The organism is Chelativorans alearensis (assembly GCF_010993735.1).
GTDB lineage: Bacteria > Pseudomonadota > Alphaproteobacteria > Rhizobiales > Rhizobiaceae > Chelativorans > Chelativorans alearense.
In genome coordinates, this window is record NZ_WQNI01000006.1 from 184,307 (window position 1) to 198,391 (window position 14,085).

Sequence of the window (14,085 nt, forward strand, 5' to 3'; positions counted from 1 at the left end):
TCCACAAGGGCGGGAGGTGGATTTTAGGAGAAAAAACATGGCCGTGGCGGCGGTGGCGAAGATCGAGCGCAACGAAAGCGGAATTTCGCGGGTGCTGGAACAGCTCGGCGCGCGCTTCGGTGAGCGGCTGCAGACCGGGCCGTCCCTGCGCGAGCAGCACGGTCATACCACCACCTATATCCCCAATCAGGCGCCGGATGGCGTGCTCTTCCCCGAAAGCGTCGAAGAGGTGCAGGAGGCGGTGCGGGTCTGCGCGGAGCACCGCGTGCCGGTGATACCCTTTGGGGTCGGTTCGTCGCTGGAAGGGCACGTCAACGCACCGGCGGGCGGCATAAGCCTAGACATGACGCGCATGAACCGGGTGCTCGCCGTCAACCAGGAGGATCTCGACTGCACGGTGGAGCCCGGCATCACGCGCGAGGAATTGAACCACTATCTGCGCGACACGGGCCTCTTCTTCCCCATCGATCCCGGCGCCAATGCCAGCCTCGGCGGGATGGCGGCGACACGGGCGTCCGGCACCAACGCCGTGCGCTACGGCACGATGCGGGAGAACGTGCTCTCGGTAACGGCGGTGATGGCGGACGGCAGGGTGGTGACGACGGCGCGGAGGGCGCGCAAGTCTTCGGCCGGCTACGACCTGACGCGGCTCCTCGTCGGCTCGGAAGGCACGCTCGGCGTCATCTGCGCGCTGACGCTCAAGCTCTACGGCATCCCTCAGGCGATCTCCGGCGGCGTGTGCCCGTTTCCGAGCGTGGAGGCCGCCTGTCAGGCGGTCATCACCACCATCCAGATGGGCATCCCCGTTGCTCGCATGGAGCTCGTCAACGCGCTCGGCATGCAGGCGATCAACCGCTATTCCAAGCTCGATTATCCGGAGACACCGTGCCTGTTCCTCGAATTCCACGGCACGGATGCCGGTGTCGCCGAGCAGGCGGAGATGTTCGGCGAGATCGCGGGCGAGTTCTCGGGCGGCCCCTTCAACTGGGCACGCGAGGCGGAGGAGCGCCAGAAGCTGTGGAAGGCCCGGCACGACTTCTATTGGGCGGGCTTCACGCTGCGGCCCGGCACGAAGGCACTGGCGACGGACGTGTGTGTGCCCATCTCACGGCTTGCCGAATGCATCGTCGAGACGGAGGCCGACATCGCGGAGACCGGGCTGATCGCGCCCATTGTCGGCCACGTGGGGGACGGTAATTTCCATGTCACCGTGCTGATGGATATGGAGGACGGGGAAGAGATCGCCCGCGCGGAAGGCTTCGTTTCGCGTCTCAACAGGCGGGCGCTTGCCATGGAAGGCACGTGCACGGGCGAGCACGGCATCGGCCAGGGCAAGATGCGCTATCTTGAGGAGGAGCACGGGGTGGAGGGCGTGGACGTGATGCGCGCCATCAAAAAAGCGCTCGATCCGCTCAACATCATGAATCCGGGAAAGATCATCGGGATCGTGGGCGAGTAATCGGGTGGTGGCCACTTTATGGGCATCGAGGTCGAATAACCTGGCGGAAAATGCTTTCGCCCCGTTGCGTCCCATCCAGCCGGCGGGCCGGAAAAAGGGCTGCGTAGGGCGCGAGACGGCAATGGAAGCCCCCACGCGGAAACGGAGGTGAAAGCTGGCGCGACTCTTCGTCATCATTGGCGGTCTTGTGGTGCTGGCGCTGACAGCGGCGCTGGTGGCGCCCTATTTCATCGACTGGACGAACTACCGCGACGATTTCGAGCGCGAGGCGGGCCGCATTCTCGGCCGCGAGGTGCGGGTGGAAGGCGCGGCGCGGGCGCGACTTCTGCCTTTTCCCTCCGTCACCTTCACCAATGTCGTGGTTGCCGGGGGACAGCCGGGCGAGGCGGCCATGACAGTCGACGAATTCTCCATGGACGCGGAACTGGCGCCTTTCCTCTCCGGTGAGCTTCTGATCTTCGATATGCGGCTGGTGCGGCCGAACGCCAGCCTTGAGATTGGCCCGTCTGGGAGCATCGACTGGGCTATGCGTCCGTCCTCGCCCTTCGATCCGCATCAGGTGACGCTGGAGAAGGTAACAATCAGCGGTGGCACCGTCGCCATCCACCAGCAGGCCAGCGGGCGCACCATCCAGCTCAGCGACATCGACGCCGAGCTTTCGGCACGCTCGCTGGCGGGCCCCTGGCGGGTGAACGGGGCGCTCGCCGTCGATGGCATGCCCGTGGCGCTTTCCGCCTCCACTGGAACGGTGGGCGATGAGGGGGGCATGCGCGTGCGGATTTCCGCCGAACCGCGGGACTATCCGCTGTCTCTGGAAACGGACGGACAGGCGCAGTTCGTGGAAGGCGAGGGGCGCTACGCCGGCACCTTTCGCCTGCGTACGGTGCGGCCCGAAACAGGAGATGCGGCCGATGCACCGGCGCAGGCCGACAATCCGGGCAATCGGGTCACCGGTCTCTTCGCGCTCAACCATGAGCGGCTTACGGTGGAGGAGTTCCGTTTCGAGACGGGGCCGGAGATCGATCCCTATACGGCCGAAGGCGAGGCGGTGGTGGAACTGGGAGCCGAGCCCTCCTTCTCCATCACCGCCGACGGCGCCCAGATCCGCTTCGGCGGACCGGCGGAGGAGGGTGGCGCGATGTCGGGCCTTTCGGCCGACGAGCGCTTCGCCGCGCTCACCGGGTTTATCACCGACCTTCCCAAGCCAACCATTCCCGGTGTGATCGCCGTCAATCTGCCCGCCATCGTCGCCGGCGACACGACCATCCGCGATATCCGCGTTCGCGCCGAGCCGGAGGAAAGGGGGTGGAAGATCGATTCGCTGGCCGCCACGCTGCCCGGCCGTACGCGCTTCGAGGGGGAGGGTCTCCTTGCCACCGCCGACGACCTTGCCTTTACCGGCAACGTGGTGCTGGCGGTGGGGCAGCCATCGGGTTTTGCCGCCTGGCTCGCCAAGGACGTGGACGAGGCGATCCGGCGGCTGCCGGCGGCCGGCTTCAGCGCCGATGTGGCGCTGACGGCGGAGCGGCAGCGCTTCGACGATCTGGAGCTTATCCTGGGCGACGCCCGCTTTCGCGGCGCCGTTGACCGGCAAAGCCCTGCCGACGCGCGGCCCTCCCTAGCGTTGTCGCTTACCGGCGACCGGCTGGATGTCGACGGAATGCGGGCTTTCGCCTCGCTCTTCGTCGACGAGGCCGGCCGCAACCGGCTTGCCGACCATGACGTCGATCTGGAGGTCGCAGCGGGGCCTGTCTCGGCCGAGGGGCTGACGGCGGAACGGCTGGATACCGCACTCCGCCTGAGGGCCGGCGAACTGGAGATCGACCGGCTGACAATCGGCGGCCTGGCAGAGGCCAATATCAGCGCCACGGGCCAGATCAGCGGCATCGGTGAAGAGCCTACGGGCAGGCTGGACGCGGCGGTGGTGGCGGTCGACCTGGCGCCGCTGGTGAGCCTTTTGGCCGAGCGCTTTCCCGGCAACCGGCTGTTGGCCGCGCTCAACCGGCGCGCCGCCTTCTATCCCGGCCTTCTGGAAGATGCGGAATTGGATATCGTCGCCAGCGCGACCGACAATGGCGGCGAATCCGCGGGACTTGCGGTGAGCGCAAAGGGGGAGGCGGGCGGCACCGTCTTCAGCCTCTCCGTCTCGGGCGAGGGCGCGTTGTCCGAGGCCGCCGAGGCACGGTTCACCACCAATTTCAACGGACGCAACGAGGAAGCGGCGTCGCTCTACGCGCTCTTCGGCCTGCCGGCCCTGCCGCTGGGCCTTGCGGGTGCGGCGGAAGCGGAGCTTTCGGCTACCGGCACCCTCGCAGGGGGGCTGGAAACCGCCTTCCAGTTTTCCGGCGAAGGACTTTCCGCGCGCTTTAAAGGCGATGTCACGCAGCAGGACGAGGACGTCTCCGTCCTCGGGAAGGCGCAGATCGAGGCCGACGACCTTGAGCCGTGGCTTGCCGCCGCCGGCATCTCGCTGCCCGGCTTCGGCTACGGGCTGCCGGCGAAGATTGCGGCCGATATCGACTATGGCGAGGGCCTTGCCGTCATCAGCGGCGTTGCCGGCAGCGTCGCCGAAAGTGTCGTCAGCGGCGACCTCAACGGCACGCTCAGGGATGGCAAACCGCATCTTGCGGGCGCGCTGCGTCTGGGGGCGCTCGACCTCGGCTTGGCGGCGGAGATGGTGGTGGGCAGCGCGGCTTTCGGCGGCGACGGCGATGCCTGGCCCAAGACGCCTTTCCAGCAGGGCGTGAGCGCGCCGTTCTCCGCCGATGTGGAGCTTGCCGCCGAGACGCTGTGGCTCGGCAATGCGGCGACGGCGGAGGAGGCTTCGCTACGGTTGAGGCTCGATGCGGACGGGCTTTCCGTCTCGGATCTTTCTGTGAAGCTTCTAGGCGGCACGGTTGAAGGACTTGCCGAACTCTCCAACAACCAAGGCACCGGCCTCTTTAGCGCCCAGCTTGCCCTTAGCGATGCTGCGCTGCAGACGCTCTTGCCGGGGGCGGGGATTACTGGAAAGGCCGACCTCAGCGCCAGCCTGACGGCCAACGGCAAATCGGTGAACGGGATGGCCGCCTCGCTTACCGGCTCCGGTTCGGCGGCGCTGAAGGGCCTGGCGATCAACAAGCTCGATCCGCAGGCTCTACCGAAAATCCTGGCGCGCGCCGATACGCTTGGCGCCGAGATCGATGCTTCACAGGTCGCGGATTTCGCGCCGGAGCTCGTGCGCGGGGGACCATTTCAGGCGGGCGCTGCCGAGCTTGCCTTCTCGGTCGCCAACGGCGTGGCGCGCACGCCGCCAGTGCAACTGTCAACCGAGGGGGCGCTGATGAGCGCGGAAGCTGCCGCCGACTTCCGCGACTGGACGGTCTCGGCCTCCGGCAGCCTCACCTACGAGGCGGGGCGCGAGGCAGTGGCCGGGTCCGACCCGATGGTGCGCTTTGCCGCCCAGGGGCCGCCGGGAGCGGCGGAGTTCCAGCTCGACATCGAGCCGTTGGCGCAGTTTCTCACCCAGCGGGCGCTGGAGCGTGAGCAGGCCCGGGTCGAGCACATGCAGGCGCTGCTGCTCGAAGGCCAGCGCCTGCGCCGGGAGATGCGCTATTTCGCGGCGTTGGAGGCCGAACGTGCAGCGGAGGAAGCCGAGCGGGTCCGCCTGGAGCGTGAGGCGGAGCGGCAGCGAAAGGCCGCGGAGGAGCGCGAGCGGCAACGGCAGGCAGAGGAAGCGCGCAGGCGTGAGGAAGAGGAGGCACACCGGCGTGCGGAAGAGGCTCGGCGGCTGGTGGAGGAGGAGGAAGACAGACGCCGGGAAGAGGCCGAGCGGCGGGCGGCGGAGGAGGAGCGTCGCCGACGCGAGGCGGCGGCGCCAACGCATGGCGGCTCAGGCTCCGCAATCGAGCGCACACCGCTTCCCCCGCCAGTGCAACAGCCGGAGGAGAATCACTCGAACGCCGGCAGTGAGCCACGCGCGGAGCCGGTGTTCCGCACGGAGGATTTGACGGTGGAAAGGCTGTTGGAGCTGCTCGGGCCGCGGTAGCGGACACACCTCCGGCTATACTCCACCCGCCTCCCGCTTCACTTCGTCAAGCACGTAGAGCCTCAGCGCCGAGGAGAGGTTGGTATCGCCTGTCCGGGCAGCGTCGATCCCGGCGATCAGGGCGGCGACGGAGAGGCCGCGCTTGCGGGCGAGACGTTCGAGTTCCCTGTAGAAGGCGTCTTCGAGCGAAAAGCTTGTCCGGTGGCCGCGGATGGTCACCGAGCGCTTTTGTGGGGGTGCCACCGGCTATTTCTTGCGGAAAGCGTCGAGCGATACGACGTCGGCGCCCTTGGCTTCATCCTTCTCCGCCTTTTCAGGCTTCTCCTTGCTCTTGGAGGCAGTGCTCTTGGCGGGAGACTTACTTTTGACGACGGAGCGCGGCTGGGCCTTGCCGTCCGAGGCTGCTTCCTCGGGTTCGGCCTCAGGCTCGGCGTCCGGTTTCATGTCGTCGAACTCCATCTCGAAATTCGCCGAGGGGTCGTAGAATCCGCGCACGGCGGAGAACGGGACTTCCAGCTTCTCCGGCGTGTCGGCGAAGGACAGCACCACCTCGAAGCCTTTCTCGCTCACCTTCAGGTCCCAGTACTGGTACTGGATGACAATGGTCATCTGCTCGGGGTAGCGCTCCTTCAGGCGGCTGGAGATGCGTACGCCCGGTGCGCCTGTCATGAAGGTGATGAAGAAATGGTGGTTGCCGGGAAGGCCGGCGCGCGCGGTCTCCTGCAGCACCTTGCGCATGACGCCGCGCGCGGCCTCCTGGACAAGAATGTCGTAGCGGATGCGGTCGTCAGGCATGGGCTTGGCAGATGTCCTCAAATCATGCGGCAGTCTTACCGCTTAGCTCTAATCAAGCTTCGCGCGGTCGTAAACCGGATAAAGGGCATCGTTTCAAGAAGGAAAGGAGAGGCTCAGGCCTCATGCACCTCTTCGAGCGCATTGGCGGCGACTTCGCACTTGCGGCCATAAGCGCGCAGAAAGGTGCGTACCGCGCGGGCCGCGCTCGCCGCCTGTTCCTCTTCGCTCAGCGTCTCGCCGAAGAGCCAGGGTATGTGGAGGTCGACGTTGACCAGCGCGAGGAACTGCCGTGCGGCGAGGTCGGGATCGTCGATGTCGAGGTGCCCGGCAAAGGCCAGCCGGGCGAATCGGGCGGCAAGTGCCGACCAGACCCTGCCGGGGCCTTCCCTGCGCCAGGTCTCGAAGAGTTCGGGATGGCGCTCGCCCTCGGCATGGATCAGCTTCGCCAGGAACCTGCCGTCGCGACCCCATATGCAGCTCTTGTTAAGCCGCATGGCGAAGACGGTAAGATCGGCTTCCAGATCTTCGGGATTGTCCGGAAAAGTGCTGAGCACGGAGAAGGCGCGCGCATTGCAGCGCTCCGTGATGTCGGCCACGACGGCGGCGAACAGCTTCTCCTTGTCGCCATGATGATTGTAGACCGTCTGGCGCGAGACGCCGGCTTCGGCGGCCACCAGATCTATGTTGGCTCCCGCGAATCCCTCGCGGCAAAACACGGCCGCCGCTGCATCGATGATCGACTGCCGTTTGGCCGGATGCCCGCGTGGCGGGAGTATGTCAGGAGACGTACGGAACTTCATGCGAACTATATAAGGCTGATTGACGAATTAGACAAGACTGTCTAAAAAGTTAGGCATCTTATGGAGAGGCCGGCTCGGGAGGAAGTCGGATTCTCCGCATGCGCAGCGTCCTTAAGGTGAACGCCCCGATGGCGGACGCCTTATTTTTTGGAAAGATGAAGCCATGACCGTTGCATTCCTCCGTATTGCCATCGTGCTTGGACTTTTGACCGCCGTCGGTCCGTTCGCCATCGACATGTATCTTCCCGCCTTGCCGTCCATCGGCGCCGATCTCAATGCCGGCACGGCGGCTGTGCAGATGAGCCTTCTGGTGTTCTTTCTCGCCATGGGCTTCGCGCAGATCGTCGTCGGCCCGATTTCCGACATGATCGGCCGCAAGGCGCCGCTTTATCTCGGCCTGGTGCTGTTCGTCATCGGAAGCGTCGGCTCGGCGCTTGCAGCCGATATCGAATGGCTGATCGGCTTCCGCTTCGTTCAGGGTCTGGGTGCTTCCGCCGGCATGGTGGTGCCGCGCGCGGTGGTGCGCGATCTGCACACCGGCGTGGAAGCGGCGAGGCTGATGTCGCTTTTGATGCTGGTGTTCTCGATCTCGCCGATCCTGGCGCCGCTCACTGGCAGCGTGATCATCGAGGCGTTCGGCTGGCGCGCCGTCTTCTGGGCGGTGACGATTGCCGCCGTGCTCGCGACCGTGCTGCTTTCGACGGCGCTGAAGGAGACCAGGCCGCGGGAACTACGCGTCGGCAGTTCGTTCGGCAGCGCGCTTGCCGGCTACCGCTTTCTGATGGGGAATGCCAAGTTCCTGGGGCTTTCCTTGATCGGCGGCTTCGGTATCGCCAGCTTCTTCGTCTATCTGGCCTCGTCCTCCTTTGTGCTGATCGACCATTACGGCCTGTCGCCGTCGCTCTACAGCGTGTTCTTTTCCATCAATGCGGTGGCCTTCTTCACCATGTCGCAGTTGACGGGCACGCTGACGGAGCGATTTGGCCTCAGGCGCGTGGTGCGCGTTGCTGTCGCCGGTTTCGCCACCGCCATGGTCACCCTTCTGGCGGTCATGGCGTCGGGCTTCCAGCCGCTGTGGGTCATGGCGGCGCTGCTGTTCGTCGGCTACGGCTTCCTCGGTCTCGTCATCCCCTCCACGTCGGTGCTGGCGATGGACGACCATGGCGAGATCGCCGGCACGGCCTCGGCGCTGATGGGCACCCTGCACTTCGCCACGGGGGCGGTCGCCATGGCGATCGCCGGGCAGTTCTTCGACGGGACGCCGCTGCCGATGGTCACCGGCATCGCCGCCTGTGCGGTGATCGCCCTGGCGATGACGCAAATTACGCTCGGGCGCGCCCGCGAAGCGGCCCCGGCAGCCGCCGAATAGCGAAGAAAGGGCGCGGACGGCCGCGCCCTTTCTTCACGGCGGGCATGCTGCCTCGATGGCGGCGAGCACGAAATCCCGGCGCTCCTCGACCGGCGCCGGCGGAACGTGCACCGGCGTGTAGTCCGCTTCCTCGTAGGCCGCGCGCATAGATTCGTAGGTCCGCTCGGCCTCCCCGAACGTCTGCTTCCGCTCATCGTCCTGAACGTAGATCTCCGGCCAGGGCGGGAGGATGAAGACGGTCTTGTTATAGCGGAACATGTCCGCTGCCTTGCGCATATGGAGCGGCAGGGGCAGGCCGATCAGCCGGAAATAGCCGATCAGATCGGGAATGCCGCGATCGAAGAGGTGGATGTCGCCGGCCGCACGGGCCGCCTCGTAGGAGCGCAGTTCCCAGGAGAGCATCAGTTCCGCATAGAGCGCCTGATTGCGGTCATGTCCGGCCGGGCCGTCGATGGCGCGCTGGGCACGGATAATGGCGCGACCGGCCTCCGGCGCAACCGCAAGGCCGGTGCGCTGCAAGGCTTCAAGAAGCGTCGTCTTGCCGGCGCCGGGGCCTCCGGTGACGACGAAGAGGTTATGCGTACGGCATGGCAGCATCACGGTTCTCTATTGAAAATGGCGTGCGCCGGCGGGCCATGCGGCGAGCATCGGCCACGCAGGGGCGCTCGGTCGATTGCGGAATGGGAAGATTTTGAAGGGAGGGAAGTGGAGGCTTCTGTTGCCAGGTGCCTCCGAACCCCGCTCAGACCTGCGACGGCCTGAGGCTTGAATTGAAGCTATCGCACCGCTTACGCGGCGAGACGTGCTTCCGCATAGTTGTCGTTGGCAACTATAAGTTTAGCCCGATAACGGTGGTACCATGCCGAGCGAAAGTCCGATCTTTACACCCTCGTCGATCCTGTTTCGCCCCCATCAGAAGCCGCCCTTCACATCACTTGGGCCGGCGGTTTCTGGTGGAGGCGCCGGGTACCGCCCCCGGGTCCGAATGGCTTATTTCATCGGCCGTTTATCGCCATAGCCAGCACGAGGCTGACGCGCCCAATATAGGCGTGCGAATGCGGCATTGGAAGGGCGGGGAGGCGAAAACCCGGTTGTTTTTCGTTGACTTGGCCAGTGTATTCCAGAAGGTTCCCTGCGGGGGCCGCCATGGTGCGAGGGGGAGGGGCATCGTCAAGCTTCAGGAGGGTGCATACCATGGCTGATTATCTCGCCGACGTTCAGAAATATGACGCGACCGCCAATGCCGAAACGGTCGACAAGATCGTCAAGCATCTTGGCATCGCGCTGCGCAGTCGGGACTCCTCGCTGGTGTCCTGCAGCGATCCGGATGAACTCGCCCGCGTGCGCGAGAAATGGTGCAAGAAGAAATTCGGCGAGACCGACAGCGCCCGGTGCGATTCCATCATCGAGATGGTTTGCGAGACCATGGCTGGGGACAATTCCAAGAGCCGTGTCACCTTTTACTATCTCGTTGCCAAGCATTTGGGAAAGCTTACCGCACTTTAGACGGCTTTATCGCGGGGCCGGCATCGTGCAGGCGTTTCGCGGCGGGCCGGTTCGTCCTAACATGGGCTCGTGAAACAACCCGATTCGGCTCCGCTTCCCAATGCGCCAATATCTCGATCTGCTTGCCTATGTCCTGAAGAACGGTGTCGACCGGGACGACCGTACCGGCACCGGCACGCGTAGCGTCTTCGGCTATCAGATGCGCTTCGACCTGCAAGCGGGCTTTCCGGTCACCACCACCAAGAAGCTGCATCTGAAATCCATCATCCACGAGCTTCTGTGGTTCCTGAAGGGCGACACCAACATCCGCTACCTCAACGAGCACGGGGTCACCATCTGGGACGAGTGGGCGGACAAGAACGGCGATCTCGGTCCGGTCTACGGTGCGCAATGGCGCTCCTGGCCTGCGCCCGACGGAGGGCACGTCGACCAGATCGCGAATCTTCTCAAATCCTTGCGGGAAAATCCTCACTCGCGCCGTCACGTGGTGACGGCGTGGAACCCGGCGCTGGTGGACGAGATGGCGTTGCCGCCCTGCCATTGCCTGTTCCAGTTCCATGTGGCCGAGGGGCGGCTTTCCTGTCAGCTTTACCAGCGCTCGGCCGATATCTTCCTCGGCGTGCCCTTCAACATCGCTTCCTACGCCCTTCTGACGATGATGGTCGCCCAAGTGACGGGGCTTGAGGCTGGCGACTTCGTCCACACGCTGGGCGACGCGCATCTGTACCAGAACCATTTCGAGCAGGCTCACGAGCAGTTGAAGCGCACGCCCAAGCCGCTGCCGCACATGTGGATCAACCCTGAGGTCGACGATCTTTTCGCCTTCCGGTACGAGGATTTCCGGCTGGAGGGTTATGTGGCCGATCCGACGATCCGCGCACCGATCGCGGTGTGAGGCGGAATGCCCGATCGATGACCATTTCGGATCAGGACAAGGTCGATATCGTCAAGATCAACCGTGGTGAAGGGATAGTGCATCTGATCATCGCCGATCACCTTCCATGGGGTTGCGAGGAGGGCGATGAAAAGGAGCACATGTATCTCCTTCAGGAGAAGATAAATCTGTATCTTTCATATATCGAAGGCGAACAGCTGTTGGATGATTTTCCAAATGCGAAGGGGCTCGATGTAGACATCCAAGTTTATGGAAAGTTCGATCGCTCGCAGCAAGCTCACTCATTCTACGCGCGGCTGCAGCAGGCGTTGGCCGGTGCTGGGTATAGGTTTGAATTCATATTGAAAGATTGAGGATCGGGAGTGATCTACGTGTGCCGGAGTCTGAAATGAAGCTCTCTCTCATCGTCGCTATCGCCAAGAACGGTGTCATCGGCCGGGCTGGCGGGCTGCCGTGGCGGCTTTCCACGGATCTGAAACGCTTCAAGGCGCTCACTATGGGCAAGCCGGTCGTCATGGGGCGCAAGACCTGGGAGAGTATCGGCCGCCCGCTGCCGGGGCGCCTCAACATCGTCATCTCGCGCGATCCCGCCTATTCGGCGGAAGGGGCAGTGACGGCGGGTTCGCTCGACAAGGCGCTGGAAGAAGCACGGGCGCGAGCGGGCGATGCAGAGGAAATCTGCGTCATCGGCGGCGGCGAAATCTACCGCCAGGCACTGGCCCGCGCCGATATACTCCACGTCACCCATGTGGAAGCCGAGGTCGAGGGGGATGCCACCTTCGACGAGATCGAGCCCGATCTGTGGCAGGTTATCTCAAGCGAAGCCGTTCCAGAGGGCGAAAAGGACATTTACCCGACGCGCTATGTCGTCTACCAACGGCGTCAGTAGCGAGGAGCCTTGAATTTCGGCTCTTTGGGCGGAGGAGAACGGCCCAGCCCGCTGAGAACGGCGCATGGCGGCGCGATGCGACGCTCGGATGGATGCTCCCTCGCGTTGAAAGGGAGCGTCGTGCTCCCTATAACAGATCGCAGGGGAACGTCGGCGCGTGGCCGGTGCCCCAAGGAAAAGGAACAATAATGCCCTGGAACAATCAGAGTGGCGGCGGCCCGTGGGGCGGCGGGAATGGCGGTGGACCGTGGGATCAGGGGCCACGCGGGCCGGGTGGGCCGCAAGGTTCGCCTCCCGATCTTGAGGAGATTATCCGGCGCGGTCAGGACCGGCTGAGGCGCGCGCTGCCCGGCGGCGGCGGGCCAAGCCCGGCGATGTTCGGCCTGATCGTCCTGGCGCTGCTGGGATTGTGGCTTTTCAAGGCCGTCTACACGGTGCAGCCGGACGAGCTGGCGGTTGAACTGCGTTTCGGCAAGCCCAAGGCCGAGCTTTCGGAACCCGGCCTGCATTTCCATTGGTGGCCGATCGAGACGGTCGAGAAGGCGTCCATCGCCGAGCGGCTGGTGGACATCGGCGAAATCCGCGGCGGCAGTTCCTCGGGCCTCATGCTTTCCGGCGATCAGAACATCGTCGACGTCAAGTTCTCCGTCGCCTACCAAGTGGCCGATCCGGCCGCCTATCTGTTCAACGTGGATGATCCGAACGGCATGCTGCGACAGGTCGCCGAAAGCGCCATGCGCGAGGTGGTGGGCCGGCGCCCGGCGCAGGACATCTTCCGCGACGACCGCCAAGGCATCGCCGAGGACGTGCGCAGCATCGTCCAGGCGGCGCTCGACGAATATAATGCGGGCCTGGCGGTCAACGCGTTGTCGATCGAGGATGCGGCCCCGCCGCGCGAGGTGGCCGACGCGTTCGACGAGGTGCAGCGCGCCGAACAGGACGAGGACCGTTTCGTCGAAGAGTCAAATCAGTATTCCAACCAGCAGCTTGGCCAGGCGCGCGGCGAAGCGGCGGGAATCCGCGAGGCGGCCGCCGCCTACAAGAACCGCGTCGTGCAGGAGGCGGAAGGTGAGGCGCAGCGCTTCGTCTCCGTCTACGACGAGTATGCCAAGGCACCGGACGTGACGCGCAAGCGTCTGTTCCTGGAGACGATGGAGAATGTGCTGCGCGGATCCAACAAGGTCATTGTCGAGCAGGGAAGCGGGCAGGGCGTGATCCCCTACCTGCCGCTGCCGGAGTTGCGCGGGGGGTCGCAACCCTCGGTCCAGAACAACCCGGCGCAAATCGGCGGCCAGGCACAAGGGGGAAATAACTGATGTTGAACCGTCTTCCCTTCATTATCGTTCTCGCCGTCATAGTCCTGTTCCTGGGCTTTTCCTCGATCTTCGTGGTCAACGAGCGCGAGCAGGCCATCGTGTTGCGCTTCGGCGAGATCGTGAAGGTCGAGCGCGAGCCCGGCCTCTACTTCAAGCTGCCGTTCGCCTTCGCCGGCGCCGACAATGTGCAGATCATCGAGGACCGGGTGCTGCGCTTCGATCTCGACGATATCCGCGTCCAGGTGTCGGGCGGCAAGTTTTATGAGGTCGACGCCTTCGTCGCCTATTCGATCGAAGATCCGCAGCGTTTCCGTCAGGCGGTCTCCGGCAACCTGACGCAGGCCGAGCAACGGCTGAGAACCCGCCTCGATGCCGCACTCAGGCGCGTCTACGGTCTGCGTGGCTTCGAGGCCGCCCTTTCCGAGGAGCGCGGTTCGATGATGCGCGAGGTGGCGGAGGGCTTGCGTCCTGCCGCGGCTTCGCTCGGCCTGCAGATCGAGGACGTGCGCATCCGCCGCACGGATCTTACGGCGGAAGTCTCGCAGCAGACCTACGACCGCATGAAGGCCGAACGCCTGGCCGAGGCTGAGCGCCTGCGCGCCCGTGGCCGCGAAGCGGCGGCGCGCATCCGCGCGCGCGCCGACCGCGAGGTGGTGGAGATTCTCGCCGCGGCGCAGCGCGAGTCCGAAATCCTGCGAGGCGAAGGCGAGGCCGAGCGCAACGCGATCTTCGCCGACGCCTTCCAGCGCGACGAGGAGTTCTTCGATTTCTACCGCTCGATGGCGGCCTATCGTCAGGCGCTCGACCCGTCCGGCACAACCATGCTCTTGAGCCCAAACACGGAGTTCTTCCGCTTCTTCGGTAATGCCCAGGGTCTGGGCGGAGACCAGGCGCCGAGGGATGAGGACGCAGGACCGCTGACGGGCGCGGTGGAGACGCCGGCGTCGGAAGGCCCACGGCGCGAAGCCGCGCAGTAGCCGGAGCCTGCCCATGGGGCCAAGCACGACAGTGGCGAGACGATGTGGGCAG

General features: G+C 64.9%; 13 protein-coding genes and 1 other RNA gene. 9 read left to right on the forward strand and 5 right to left on the reverse strand.

Translation table 11 applies throughout. The annotated features are described in order from the left end of the window. Positions 1–37 precede the first annotated feature (37 nt). Positions 38–1,459, forward strand: coding sequence for an FAD-binding oxidoreductase (locus tag GPJ75_RS11300; RefSeq protein WP_163268134.1), 1,422 nt, complete (start codon positions 38–40; stop codon positions 1,457–1,459). Between the two features lie 154 nt (positions 1,460–1,613). Then, entirely contained in the window at positions 1,614–5,486 is a 3,873-nt protein-coding gene (locus tag GPJ75_RS11305) for an AsmA family protein (protein ID WP_163268289.1), read from the forward strand. 15 nt (positions 5,487–5,501) lie between these two features. Here GPJ75_RS11305 and GPJ75_RS11310 read toward each other — a convergent pair whose 3' ends face one another. The 3 genes from GPJ75_RS11310 to GPJ75_RS11320 all read right to left on the reverse strand — a co-directional run bounded on the left by GPJ75_RS11310 (position 5,502) and on the right by GPJ75_RS11320 (position 7,081). After that, positions 5,502–5,729: a ribbon-helix-helix domain-containing protein gene (locus GPJ75_RS11310; RefSeq protein WP_163268136.1), complete on the reverse strand. Its 228-nt coding sequence runs from the start codon at positions 5,727–5,729 to the stop codon at positions 5,502–5,504. Positions 5,730–5,732: 3 nt separating this feature from the next. Then, complete coding sequence (locus GPJ75_RS11315) at positions 5,733–6,281, reverse strand: SspB family protein (protein ID WP_163268138.1); 549 nt, start codon at positions 6,279–6,281, stop codon at positions 5,733–5,735. A gap of 113 nt (positions 6,282–6,394) precedes the next feature. After that, positions 6,395–7,081, reverse strand: coding sequence for a TetR/AcrR family transcriptional regulator (locus tag GPJ75_RS11320; RefSeq protein ID WP_163268140.1), 687 nt, complete (start codon positions 7,079–7,081; stop codon positions 6,395–6,397). Positions 7,082–7,244: 163 nt separating this feature from the next. Between GPJ75_RS11320 and GPJ75_RS11325 the strand changes: the two genes are divergently transcribed. Continuing rightward, complete coding sequence (locus GPJ75_RS11325; RefSeq protein WP_163268142.1) at positions 7,245–8,450, forward strand: multidrug effflux MFS transporter; 1,206 nt, start codon at positions 7,245–7,247, stop codon at positions 8,448–8,450. 33 nt (positions 8,451–8,483) lie between these two features. Here the strand turns inward: GPJ75_RS11325 and GPJ75_RS11330 are convergent, their stop codons facing one another. Together GPJ75_RS11330 and ssrA are read right to left on the reverse strand one after the other, a co-directional pair. Then, entirely contained in the window at positions 8,484–9,047 is a 564-nt protein-coding gene (locus tag GPJ75_RS11330) for an AAA family ATPase (protein WP_163268144.1), read from the reverse strand. A 107-nt stretch (positions 9,048–9,154) separates the two neighbouring features. Continuing rightward, positions 9,155–9,523, reverse strand: a transfer-messenger RNA (tmRNA) gene (gene ssrA / locus GPJ75_RS11335). 121 nt (positions 9,524–9,644) lie between these two features. Here ssrA and GPJ75_RS11340 point away from each other — a divergent pair. The 6 genes from GPJ75_RS11340 to hflC all read left to right on the forward strand — a co-directional run bounded on the left by GPJ75_RS11340 (position 9,645) and on the right by hflC (position 14,033). After that, positions 9,645–9,956 (forward strand): DUF2853 family protein, encoded by a 312-nt coding sequence (locus GPJ75_RS11340; RefSeq protein WP_163268146.1) that lies wholly within the window; start codon positions 9,645–9,647, stop codon positions 9,954–9,956. A 100-nt stretch (positions 9,957–10,056) separates the two neighbouring features. Further along, positions 10,057–10,851, forward strand: coding sequence for a thymidylate synthase (locus tag GPJ75_RS11345; protein WP_163268148.1), 795 nt, complete (start codon positions 10,057–10,059; stop codon positions 10,849–10,851). Between the two features lie 17 nt (positions 10,852–10,868). Continuing rightward, positions 10,869–11,204 carry a DUF6572 domain-containing protein gene (locus GPJ75_RS11350; RefSeq protein WP_163268150.1) on the forward strand — a complete coding sequence of 112 codons (336 nt, stop codon included), beginning with the start codon at positions 10,869–10,871 and terminating at the stop codon, positions 11,202–11,204. 35 nt (positions 11,205–11,239) lie between these two features. Beyond that, a complete protein-coding gene (locus GPJ75_RS11355; protein WP_163268152.1) occupies positions 11,240–11,740 on the forward strand; it encodes a dihydrofolate reductase in 501 nt (166 codons plus the stop codon). 188 nt (positions 11,741–11,928) lie between these two features. After that, complete coding sequence (gene hflK / locus GPJ75_RS11360) at positions 11,929–13,056, forward strand: FtsH protease activity modulator HflK (RefSeq protein WP_163268154.1); 1,128 nt, start codon at positions 11,929–11,931, stop codon at positions 13,054–13,056. After that, positions 13,056–14,033 (forward strand): protease modulator HflC, encoded by a 978-nt coding sequence (gene hflC / locus GPJ75_RS11365; RefSeq protein WP_163268156.1) that lies wholly within the window; start codon positions 13,056–13,058, stop codon positions 14,031–14,033. Before hflK ends, hflC begins: the two co-directional genes overlap by 1 nt. Positions 14,034–14,085: the final 52 nt, after the last annotated feature.

Coding starts and splice junctions, on each gene's coding strand:
- GPJ75_RS11300 (WP_163268134.1), top strand. CDS start 38: ATGGCCGTGGCGGCGGTGGCGAAGATCGAGCGCAACGAAAGCGGAATT.
- GPJ75_RS11315 (WP_163268138.1), bottom strand. CDS start 6,281: ATGCCTGACGACCGCATCCGCTACGACATTCTTGTCCAGGAGGCCGCG.
- GPJ75_RS11320 (WP_163268140.1), bottom strand. CDS start 7,081: ATGAAGTTCCGTACGTCTCCTGACATACTCCCGCCACGCGGGCATCCG.
- GPJ75_RS11325 (WP_163268142.1), top strand. CDS start 7,245: ATGACCGTTGCATTCCTCCGTATTGCCATCGTGCTTGGACTTTTGACC.
- GPJ75_RS11330 (WP_163268144.1), bottom strand. CDS start 9,047: ATGCTGCCATGCCGTACGCATAACCTCTTCGTCGTCACCGGAGGCCCC.
- GPJ75_RS11340 (WP_163268146.1), top strand. CDS start 9,645: ATGGCTGATTATCTCGCCGACGTTCAGAAATATGACGCGACCGCCAAT.
- GPJ75_RS11345 (WP_163268148.1), top strand. CDS start 10,057: ATGCGCCAATATCTCGATCTGCTTGCCTATGTCCTGAAGAACGGTGTC.
- GPJ75_RS11350 (WP_163268150.1), top strand. CDS start 10,869: ATGACCATTTCGGATCAGGACAAGGTCGATATCGTCAAGATCAACCGT.
- GPJ75_RS11355 (WP_163268152.1), top strand. CDS start 11,240: ATGAAGCTCTCTCTCATCGTCGCTATCGCCAAGAACGGTGTCATCGGC.
- hflK (WP_163268154.1), top strand. CDS start 11,929: ATGCCCTGGAACAATCAGAGTGGCGGCGGCCCGTGGGGCGGCGGGAAT.
- hflC (WP_163268156.1), top strand. CDS start 13,056: ATGTTGAACCGTCTTCCCTTCATTATCGTTCTCGCCGTCATAGTCCTG.